This is a genomic window from Thioalkalivibrio sp. (assembly GCF_007692535.1).
GTDB lineage: Bacteria > Pseudomonadota > Gammaproteobacteria > Ectothiorhodospirales > Ectothiorhodospiraceae > Thioalkalivibrio.
Window position 1 is genome coordinate 1 of sequence record NZ_REBW01000204.1, and the last position, 10,136, is coordinate 10,136.

Annotated in this window: 11 protein-coding genes; 4 read left to right on the forward strand and 7 right to left on the reverse strand. The window is 65.4% G+C overall.

Going from position 1 to position 10,136, the window contains the following annotated elements; genetic code table 11:
* On the reverse strand, positions 1–2,171 hold a 2,171-nt coding region (gene selD, locus EA346_RS11815; protein ID WP_296758815.1), incomplete at its 3' end, for a selenide, water dikinase SelD.
* A 54-nt stretch (positions 2,172–2,225) separates the two neighbouring features.
* Entirely contained in the window at positions 2,226–3,524 is a 1,299-nt protein-coding gene (gene senA / locus EA346_RS11820) for a selenoneine synthase SenA (protein ID WP_296758816.1), read from the reverse strand.
* Between the two features lie 57 nt (positions 3,525–3,581).
* Between senA and senB the strand changes: the two genes are divergently transcribed.
* A complete protein-coding gene (gene senB, locus EA346_RS11825; protein ID WP_296758819.1) occupies positions 3,582–4,535 on the forward strand; it encodes a selenoneine biosynthesis selenosugar synthase SenB in 954 nt (317 codons plus the stop codon).
* 6 nt (positions 4,536–4,541) lie between these two features.
* Here senB and EA346_RS11830 read toward each other — a convergent pair whose 3' ends face one another.
* Positions 4,542–5,378 carry a PA4780 family RIO1-like protein kinase gene (locus EA346_RS11830; RefSeq protein ID WP_296758821.1) on the reverse strand — a complete coding sequence of 279 codons (837 nt, stop codon included), beginning with the start codon at positions 5,376–5,378 and terminating at the stop codon, positions 4,542–4,544.
* 538 nt (positions 5,379–5,916) lie between these two features.
* Between EA346_RS11830 and EA346_RS11835 the strand changes: the two genes are divergently transcribed.
* The 3 genes from EA346_RS11835 to EA346_RS11845 all read left to right on the forward strand — a co-directional run bounded on the left by EA346_RS11835 (position 5,917) and on the right by EA346_RS11845 (position 7,853).
* Complete coding sequence (locus EA346_RS11835; protein WP_296758822.1) at positions 5,917–6,234, forward strand: CzcE family metal-binding protein; 318 nt, start codon at positions 5,917–5,919, stop codon at positions 6,232–6,234.
* Between the two features lie 159 nt (positions 6,235–6,393).
* A complete protein-coding gene (locus tag EA346_RS11840) occupies positions 6,394–6,957 on the forward strand; it encodes a carboxymuconolactone decarboxylase family protein (RefSeq protein WP_296758825.1) in 564 nt (187 codons plus the stop codon).
* A 473-nt stretch (positions 6,958–7,430) separates the two neighbouring features.
* Entirely contained in the window at positions 7,431–7,853 is a 423-nt protein-coding gene (locus EA346_RS11845) for a DUF6647 family protein (RefSeq protein ID WP_296758826.1), read from the forward strand.
* Between the two features lie 281 nt (positions 7,854–8,134).
* Here EA346_RS11845 and EA346_RS11850 read toward each other — a convergent pair whose 3' ends face one another.
* The 4 genes from EA346_RS11850 to EA346_RS11865 all read right to left on the reverse strand — a co-directional run.
* Positions 8,135–8,620 (reverse strand): RES domain-containing protein, encoded by a 486-nt coding sequence (locus EA346_RS11850; RefSeq protein WP_296758828.1) that lies wholly within the window; start codon positions 8,618–8,620, stop codon positions 8,135–8,137.
* On the reverse strand, positions 8,617–9,057 hold the full coding sequence (locus EA346_RS11855; protein WP_296758830.1) for an antitoxin Xre/MbcA/ParS toxin-binding domain-containing protein: 441 nt from the start codon (positions 9,055–9,057) through the stop codon (positions 8,617–8,619). Before EA346_RS11855 ends, EA346_RS11850 begins: the two co-directional genes overlap by 4 nt.
* Positions 9,058–9,429: 372 nt before the next feature.
* The gene (locus EA346_RS14995; protein ID WP_366755788.1) at positions 9,430–9,759 is read right to left on the reverse strand and encodes a hypothetical protein; all 330 of its coding nucleotides are present in this window, start codon (positions 9,757–9,759) and stop codon (positions 9,430–9,432) included.
* A gap of 148 nt (positions 9,760–9,907) precedes the next feature.
* The coding region (locus EA346_RS11865; protein WP_296758834.1) for a hypothetical protein at positions 9,908–10,136 on the reverse strand (229 nt) is incomplete at its 5' end.

The window sequence follows — 10,136 nt, forward strand, 5'->3', positions numbered from 1 at the left end:
TCGACGCAGGCCTGTGCCTGCCCGGCGGGTACGCTGGCCAGCAGGCCGCCGGCGGTCTGCGGGTCGAACAGTAGCGGGAAGTGGGGATGTTGGCCTGCGCGCTCCAGGTCCGCCACACCCCTGCGCAGGCGCAGGTTCTGGGGTTGCAGCGAGGACAGGATGCCTGCAGCCACGGTCTCCGCGGCCCCGTCCAGCAACGGCAACGCGTTGACTTCGAGCACCACATCGACCTCGGACGCGCGGGTCATTTCCAGCAGGTGGCCCAGAAGCCCGAATCCGGTGACGTCCGTGCAGGCCGTGGCGTGGAATCGGCGCAGGCACTCACCGCCCACCTGGTTGCTCAGGCACATGGAGGTGATGGCGTCCTCGATCCAGCGGCCCTTGGCCTTGCGCCGCATGTCGGCTGCGAACAGGGTGCCGGTGCCGAGCGGCTTGGTCAGTACCAGGGCATCCCCCGGGCGCATGCCGCCCTTGCGCCAGATCGCGTCTGGGTCGACCAGGCCGTTGACGGTCAGCCCGAAGGCCAACTCGGCGCCCTCGCTCGAGTGTCCGCCGGCCAGCACCGCGCCGCTCGGCTGCAGGACCGCCAGCGCCCCGGCGAGGAGTTCGTACAACGATTCCTCCACCACCCGTTCCCGTCCATACGGAACGGTGGCGATGGCCAGTGCCGACTGCGCCTCCGCACCCATCGCGAAGAGATCGCCCAAGGCATGGTTGGCGGCGATGCGCCCGAAGGTGTAGGTGTCGTCGATGAAGGCCCGGAAGTAGTCCACGCTCTGCACCAGCAGACGGCCCTGTGGCACCGACAGCACCGTGGCGTCGTCCGGGGCATCGATGCCCAGCACCACGTCGTCGCGTCGCGTCACCGGCAGGCGCTGCATCACGCGGGTAAGGACCGTGCTACCGACCTTGGCGCCGCAGCCGCCACAGCGCATCGCCAGCGTCGACAGTTCCCGGATCGCCTCCTGGTCGGCGACGCCGGAGGCGAGTTCCGGCGCGGCGTCCTCCGGCATGTCCGGCAGTTCGTTGAAGCGGGTCATGAAGCGCCGGTCGATCCAGTCCTTCATCCGCCACAGCCAGGCCCCCTCCATCGACCACTCGCCACGGGAGGCCACGGCATAGCGATCGCCGGTACTGATCAGCCCGAGGAAGTTGCGTTGTGGCCGGTACGGACGCAGGTCCCGCCCGGTGGCCGCGCGGCGGAGGTTGTCGGTGAGCACCGGACCCTGGCGCACCGCGAATACGCCGGACTTGGGCCGGGGGTCCGGCAGGGCCGCGACATCCCCCGCGGCGAAGATTCCCGGATGGGATATCGACTGGAGGTTGGCGTCCACCCGTATGAAACCGGAGTCGTTCACGGCCAGGCCGGACTGTGCGGGCCAGGTCGGCGCCGACGCCGAGGTCACCCAGAGCACCGCGTCCGCAGGCACCTCGGCGTGTCCCTCGGCGCGTACGGCGCCCTCTCGAACCTCGGTGACCTGGTGATTCGTGAGCAGCCGCACGCTGCGTTCGCCCAGCACCCGAACGAAGCGCTTGCGCACGCCTTCGCTGTGGGTGGGGAGGACCTCCGGACCTTGGGTCAGCAGCAGGTATTCGAGGCGCTCCGGGTCGTCGCCGCGTTCGGCAAGCAGCTTTTGCAGCCGATACTGCGTGGCGAGCGCCAGTTCCACCCCGCCGGCGCCGCCCCCGACGACCGCGATGCGGAAGCGCCCGCTGCTTGCGGTCACGCGCTCGATCAGGCGTTCCCAGCCTCGGAGGAAGGCATCGATGGGTTTCACCGGTAGCGCGAATTCAGCGGCCCCGGGAACGTCGACCGTGGCCGGCCGGGAGCCGGTATTGATGGACAGCAGGTCGAAGTAGACGGGTGGGCGACCACCGATCTGAAGCATACGCGTTTCGGGGTCGAGCCCCTCGACCTCGCCGTGATAGAGCCGGGCCCCGGCGAAGCGCGCGAGCGGACCCAGGTCGATATGGCATTCGTCAAAGCCGTAATGTCCGGCCACGTAGCCGGGCAGCATGCCGGAATAGGGGGTGTGGATGTCCCGCGTGACCAGCGTCAGGCGCAGGCCGGGGAGGGGGCGCATGCCGAAGCGGCGCAGCACCGCCACGTGCGAGTGGCCGCCGCCGACCAGCACCAGGTCCTTCGCGACGGGCGCGTTGGTCTTCTGCATCAGGCAATTTCCTTGTCTATGCGCCGAGTCTATGCGCCGAGTGGTGTCAGGCGGTCACAGCGCGCAGGTCCGGAAACCCGCGAACACGTCGTTGCGGTCCGGACCATAGTAGTTCCGCCAGGTATTCCGGATCAGCCGGGAGCGTGTGGCCCAGCCCCCGCCGCGCAGCACCCGGGTCTGCCCGAACAGCGGCATGGAGTAGTCGCGGTACATGTCGGGGGTGAACCCAGGGTAGGGCTCGAACAGCGTTTCGGTCCATTCCCACACGTTGCCAAGCATCTGCCGGCAACCGAAGGCGCTATCGCCTGCCGGCAGAGCCGCAACATCAATGGTGCCCAGCGCGCCGCCGTCGAGGTTCGCGCGGCTCGGATCGGGCGGGGCATCGCCCCAGGGGTAACGCCGCTTCACCGGCGCCAGGGCGTGCCCGTTGGCGTCCGGCTCGCCGGCAGCCGCCACTTCCCATTCGAGTTCGGTGGGCAGGCGCCGGCCCGCCCAGCGGCACCAGGCCTTCGCCTCGTGCCAGCTGACGTGGATGACCGCGGCTTTGGGAGGGAGCGGCTCCCAGCGGTCGAAATGACGCCACTCCCAGCCCTCGCCACCCCGGCGCCAGTACACCGGATGCTCTAGACCGGCAGCGGCACGCCATTGCCAGCCTTCCTCGTCCCAGAGTTCCGGGCGCCGGTAGCCACCGTCCTCGACGAAGGCGGCAAATTCGGCATTGCTCACGGCAGCCCGGGCGATGCGGAAGGGCTGCACCTGCATCGGGTGGCCCCATTTCTCGTTGTCGAAGACGAAACCGTCCTCGGGACGGGCCCCCAGGACGAATTCGCCGCCGGGGATATCGGCGTCCCCCTCGAGACTCCCGGCCCGCCAATGGGGATCCACCGGCGTGCCGATCTCGGGGGTGGGATAGGCGAGGGTCTGGCGGGTGTAGGTGAAGGCCTCGGTGTGCATGTCCTCGTGGAACACGGCGTACTGGGCCAGGTAGTCCCGCTCCGGGTCCGGGCCGTCTGCCGACAAGCGTTCCCGGATACTCCGCAGTATCCCGTCCATGTAGACGAGTGTGTCTTCCAGCGGCGGCAGCGGCAGATCCCAGCGGGTGTCGTGGGCGATGTTGATGGAGTCGTACAACCGGTCTGCGTCCGGCCGCCCCGCAGCCTCGCCCAGATGCTGGCGCAATACCCAGTACTCGTGGAAATAGGCCGCGTGCCCGATCTCCCAGCGCAGCGGGTTCACGGTGGGCAGTCTCGGCCCCATCAACTGTTCCGCGTCCAGCCCCTGGATCAGGGTCAGAGTGCGGGCGCGGGCGTCCTCCATCTGCGCGATCAGTTCGCGCGGGCCGGGCAGGTGCACGTTCCAACCTCCTGCGTTACCTTGCAACCGCAAACGTTCGCACAACACGGACCTCGAATGCGAGTACACCTGATCACACCGGCGCCATCGCGTGCCCGCGGCGGCAACTGGACCACCGCTGCCCGCTGGGCCCACATCCTGGGTGGTCTCGGGCACCAGGTCCGTGTGACGCGGGAGTATCAGGGGGAGCCCGCCGACCTGATGGTGGCGTTGCACGCCTGGCGCAGCGCGGAGGCCATCGCGCATTTTGCCAACGTGTACCCGACGCGGCCACTGATCGTCGTACTGAGCGGCACCGACGCCTATCGGTTCATCCACAGTCACCCGGTGCCGACGCTGCGTTCGATGCAGTTGGCGCATGTGCTGGTCGGCCTGCATGACCGGATCGACGAGGTCGTGCCACCCGAATATCGCAACAAGCTGCGGGTGATACACCAGTCGGCGCCGCCGGGATTGCCGCGCCAGCCAGCCAAGCGGAGCTTCCGTGTCTGCGTCGCGGGTCACCTGCGCGAGGAGAAGGATCCGTTGCGACCAGCGTACGCAGTGCGCGACCTGCCCCCCTCGAGTCGCCTGCGGGTCGACCATTTTGGCGCCGCACACACGCCGGACTGGGCCGAGCAGGCGCGAGCCGAGATGACGGTCAATCCCCGCTACCGATGGCACGGCGAAGTACCGCGCCATCGGCTGCGCCAGGCCTTCGCACGTTCACACTTGCTGGTGCTGCCATCGCGTATGGAGGGCGGCGCGAACGTGATCGGCGAGGCCGTCATGGCCGACCTGCCCGTGATCGCCTCGCGGATTGACGGCTCGATCGGGCTGCTCGGCGACGACTATCCCGGGCTCTATCCCGTGGGCGATACACAGGCCTTGCGCGACCTGTTGCTGTCCGTCGAGGCAGAGCCGCGCTTCCTCGAGCGTCTTCAGGAGTCCTGCCGCAGGTTGAGACCGATGTTCGATCCGGAGCGCGAACGCCGGAACTGGGCGGAACTCCTGCGCCAGATCACCCCCTGAGGCGATCTATACCGCGCGCAGGCGCTCCTCGTTCTCAAGCCGGGCTTCCTCGATCTCGTCCATCACCGCGCCTACGTCGGCCTCGGCCAGGTCATGGACGAAATGTCCGGTGAGTGGGGTGTCGGGCTTGAGATCGCCGGTCTTGAACAGGCTCCAGATTTCGTGAGCGTACTGGGTTTCCAGCAGTTCGGGCGCAGCGCGGCTGAACGTGGCGCGCATGTTGTTGACATCGCGTTCCAGCATGCGGAAGGCATTGTTGTTGCCAGCCGCATTCACGGCCTGTGGCAGGTCGATGATCACCGGACCGCTTGCATCCACCAGTACGTTGTACTCGGACAGGTCGCCGTGGATCAGGCCCGCGCAGAGCATGCGCTGGATCTGCGTGATCATGAACGCGTGCCATTCCCGCGCCTGTTCCGGCGTCATCTCGACCTCGTGCAGCTGCGGGGCGGTATGGCCGTCGGCATCCTGGACGAGCTCCATCAGCAACACGCCGTCAAACACGCCGTGGGGGACGGGAACGCGCACTCCTGCTTCGGCCAGCCGATAGAGGGCATCGACCTCGGCGCTTTTCCATTGGGTTTCCTGCATCTCGCGCCCGTGGCGCCCGCGCCGGGCCATCGCGCGCGCATCGCGGCTGCCGCGCACCTTGCGACCCTCCTGGTACTCGGCGAGCTTGTGGAAGCCGCGGTGTTCCGCCTGCTTGTAGGCCTTGGCACAACGGACCTGGTCACCGCAGGCGACGATGTAGACGGACGCCTCCTTGCCGCTCTTCAGTTGCGTAACGACCGCGTCGACCAGACCGTCGTCGACCAGAGGCTGGAGGCTCTTCGGAATTTTCATGGCTTCTTCATTCAGGCTGTGATCGGATGTTTCCCACGCGGACACAGCGTGGAAAACCTGAGGGGACAGGTTTCTCAAGGATAAAGCTTAAAGCTTCGGGACGTCGTTGAGGAAACACAAGCATGGTCCGATTCGGAGGGACGGTGTACGACCCTGAGCGGGCAGTCAGTGGGAACGAACGACAGGCTGACCCTCGAGACGCGTCTTCGAGATTCAAATTGAGATCTGCCAAGCCTGCGGTGACCGCGCGAGTCACGGGCGCAGTCCCGGGCTTGCACATAGGGTAGCGACGCGGAGTATGTCCCATGCTGCCCTGCAGGAAGCGCCAACGGAACAACGGGGACGGAAAGGCTGCCGACGCACTGGCACCCACCAAGGCACTCGAACCGTGGTTACCCCTTAGGCAATCCCACGTAGAGTTTTCTCTTCAAAACAGTGGCTTACTGTACTCAAGGTCATCGCCGCACACCAACGGAGATGAACCTCGACGGAGCAGAACTCCGCCTTCCAGACCAACCACTGATGCAAGGAGTCTATGATGAAAACGCTGCGTACTTTCGGTTCTCCCATCGCTCTTGCCGCCGCGCTCGCACTGGCAGCACCGCTGCTGATCGCCAACGCCACGGCCTCCGGTCTGAGTGTCGACCGCACGATCGTGATCGATTCGAGCACCCGCTCGGTCCATGTAAACGGGGGCGATGTCATTCGCTTCAACGCCAATGGCCAGAGCTTCGATTACCGCTTCAACTCGTTTACCCAATCCAGGGTGTACGATCTGGGCAAGATCGCGCCCCCTGGAGCGCTCGATCGTCCCGTGAAGGTATACGTGTCTGCTGATGGCCGGTACACCGGTTGACAGCGCATCCGTGCCCGGGGGCGCCCGGGGAGAGAGATACGTCAACGACTTGCCAATCTGACGCTGCTCTCTCCTGACCCCGAGGCAGGGCGGATGATAGCCTTCTGCCCTTTCCATCGCGTGGTCCAATCTGAGTATCACAAAAACGAGGAGGCAGCCATGAATGACGCCGATTTCCCCCTGCACGACCGCGGCAGTGCTCCCGGTGCCGCGGCGGCCTTCGACCGCGCCGAGACCGTGTTCGGCATGATCCCGAATCTCACGCGCAAGATGGCGACTTCCCCCGCCCTCGCGCAGGCTTACCTGGAGCTCACCGGCCTGTTCGAGGGCTGCTCGCTGTCAGTACAGGAACGCAGCGTGGTCCTTCTGACGGTCAGCCGATTTCACGGCTGCGACTACTGCATGGCGGCCCACAGCATGACCGGACGGATGACCGGCCTGCCGGACGCAGCGGTCGATGCGCTGCGCGAGGACAGGCCACTCGTGGATGCGCGCCTGGAGGCGTTGCGGCAATTCGTGCGCGCGATGCTCGAGAAGCGTGGCTGGGTCGATCCGGCTGACACCAGCGCCTTCCGGGACGCCGGGTACAGCGAGCAGCATGTCCTCGACGTGATCCTCGGCATCGGTTTGAAGACGCTTTCCAACTATACCAACCACATCGCCGGCACCCCGGTCGACGAAGCCTTCGCGCACGAGCGCTGGGCCGCTCCGGGTAGTTCCTGAAACAGGCCCTGAAGCGAAAGGCTGCCTCCCGCAAACCGACGCAGCCAAGCCTGCAGAGGTGCGACACCCCGAGCGTCAGCGATAGACTGATGCGTATCAATCAAGGCCTTGGGGACCAGGCGAGAAAACCTTAGAGGAATCGATGCGACAAATTGAAGGTGTCGTCCCCCCACGCTGCAATCCTGGACAAGAGCGTCTTTCGCTGCCGGCTCGGGAAGAGGTAGCTGCCGCTGGTCAGGCTGGCCTTGGCGATCCAAGCGGGCCGGGTCAGGGTGATCGCGTGATCCTCGGGCGATAGACCGCAGTTCTCGCGTTCCCACGATTGCACTTCTCCAGTTGCCGTCCCTCGTCTGCAGCGGGGGTCGTTTCGCGTGCCGGCTGACGCGTTGCGGCCCTGAGCGGCCGGGCGTCATTGACGAACGGATCCAGCGAACGGCGGGCCGGCGGCCTATGCTCGTGGTGGAGGGATCGAGATGGTAGCGCTCATCCCGGGAATGTTGGTTTGGATCTGTCTGCAGATCGGCTGCGAGCCACCCCCGCCGCCCGACATCATTTTTGTGTCACAGGAGGTGCTGCTGGAACGTGTCTACGGCGACAAGCCGCATGAGGGTGCCTACGTTTGCGGGCTCTATCAAGACAAGACGCAGACCGTCTGGCTGCCTCACGAGTGTCGAGCCGACGACCTATTGGATCAAAGCACGCTGCTGCACGAACTGGTGCATCACGTGCAGACGGTGCTGGAAATGGACTACCCCTGCTCAGCCGCCCGGGAGCCCCTCGCATACGGCCTGCAGGCGCAGTGGTTGTTGGAAAACGGAGTCGAAGACCCCTACGCCATGATGGGCGTCGATGACTTCACTATCCTGATCCGGTCGATCTGCTGGCCGGTGGAATGAAACAGGGCCCCAACCCCTCGCCCACATCGTGAACTCGATACGGTCAGCCAGCGCGACCACCGCTACCTGCGCACACAGCTCACCACGATGCCCATCCGGATCATCGCTCTACTTCCCAGGGTTCCATGGTTCATGCCGCCCAGATCGACCACCGAAAAATAGGTGTACCGTCCCCGGAACACGCCAGGCACTCAGCGACGAGGGGCCGCTATGGATCGTGAACCGCACCCCGAAAGCACCCGTCTGGTCCAACCCTCTCTCGGGTTCGTCCAACCCGAGCCTCAGCCTGTACTGAACAGCCGCCGGTCCCACCAGACCGGCTGAGGAAGCTCGGTCTCTATCTGACCGAACTCGGGGTGCCCTGGGTTGATCAGCACGTTGCGCTCGACACGCGCGACAAAGGAAGGGACGAACAGGACCGCAGAACGTTGGTCCGCAGCCCATCGGACGCCGTACTCCCGGGCAGCCTCGCAGTCCGGAGTCGCCCAGTCGGGCAATAGGTCTCCGTTCACCATCTCGTAACTGAGCCCGCGGGGCAGCGTGATCCGAATGAAGTGCTGGTCCGGGGGCATCAGGCCGTCGGCATGGACAAGTTTTTCCAGCATCGCCGTTGAGTAATGCTCACCGGCGTAGATCACGGGCGTATTCGCGTCATTCCAACGGCCGGGGTAAAGGGTCGAACCGGTGGCATCAAAGATCGGGTACTCCCCCGTCGGATCCCCGATCCGCCAGACCGACAGCGTCCGATCGAGACGCTGTGCTGTCATGCAGCGGAGCCGTACTTCAACCGACCAAGGATCTCCACCACCGCTTCCGCGCCGTACTCATTCCCGGCGGCCACTTCCAGCGGTACCCCGCCCTCCAGGAGCTGGTGTGGCCGCATCAAGAAGGTTCGCGTCAGCTCCTCGTCCTTGTAAACACCCTTTGCCATGGACCACACCCGTGCGATCCGCGCCAGCCGCTCGCTCTCCGTTTGGCTCAACGGCTCGCCCTTCTTTCGGCGCCGAACCAGAGTCTGCTTGGTGATTACCAGGGTCGAGAACCCCCTGTAGCGCGGTGCGACGATCTTGTGCACACGCTCGACCGAGCGCAGCGGGAGCCCGCGGGCGATCTTCTGGCTGAACCGGAGTGCCGTGTAACCGCTCCGGTCGTCCTCAAGACCAAGCACATCGGCCATTTTATGGAACTCGTTGCCCTGGCTCATCGTTTCACCCTCGCGAAGAATTCCATCTGGTGCTCATTCTAGTACCATATAGTACATCCCGCCTGAAGCTGCCCTAGCCCCCCAATCCGTCGACTCCACGGCCCGCCAGACCTGTTGTTACCCACGCTGCCGCCACCCCGGGTGGTACGCAGCAGATCGGTAACGGGTCGTTCGTGAAGAACCAGTGGGTGTGTTTCGGGTCGCTTCTAGTCGGCGACAGAGCGCCGCAGTGCTCGGAAGCTCACGCATCGCGGGTCCCGGCTCGTTTCGTTGCCTCAGCTTTGGAGGTCGGTACGAAAAAGGCCTGATACCGAAGGGTACCAGGCCTCACCGCAGGCCACCGTTCCGATGGCCCAGTCAAGCGTCAGCCGATCATTGCGCGTCCGCGTACGGATCCGGCGCCGGCGTGTCGTTGCTGGACGGCGGCAGCATGGGCAGCGTCAGCTGCGGCATGTCGCCGGTGAGCGTCTTCAGAAATGCCACGATCTGGTTGACCTCCTGCTCCTCATAGACGCGCCCGAGCTGCAGGCGGCCCATGATGTCCGTCGCCTCTTCCAGCGTCCGCGCGTCACCGTCGTGGAAGTACGGATAGGTGTATTCCACGTTGCGCAGGGTCGGCACTTTGAAGCTGAAGCGATCGGCATCGACTCCCGTCACAGCCGCGCGGCCTTCAACCGGCGATGTGGTCTGATACGGCTCCATCACCCCCATCCGCTGGAAGGACGTACCCCCTGCGGCCGGCCCGTCGTGGCAAACGGTGCAGCCGCTGTCCTTTTCTTGGGCAGGGTAGCCCTCGGTCTTGATAGACCATGCAGCCGCTGCGGTTTTGAAATGAAGTTGCAAACACCCGTCAGAGCAGTCCGCGGCGACGCAGCCAATCGAGGCCAGCACCCCGGCGGCGGCAAGTGATTCGAGAGGTGACTCGCTCCGGGCTGGGCGAAACGACAACGGGCCGCAGTCGATTGAAATGATCCCGGTCCCGCTCGCGCACGCCTTCCTGCAGCGCGCTCGCGACCGCGCTGGAAATGTCGGACGCGCGGCTGGCCTCCAGGATGTACACCAGCAGTCGTCCGCCGATC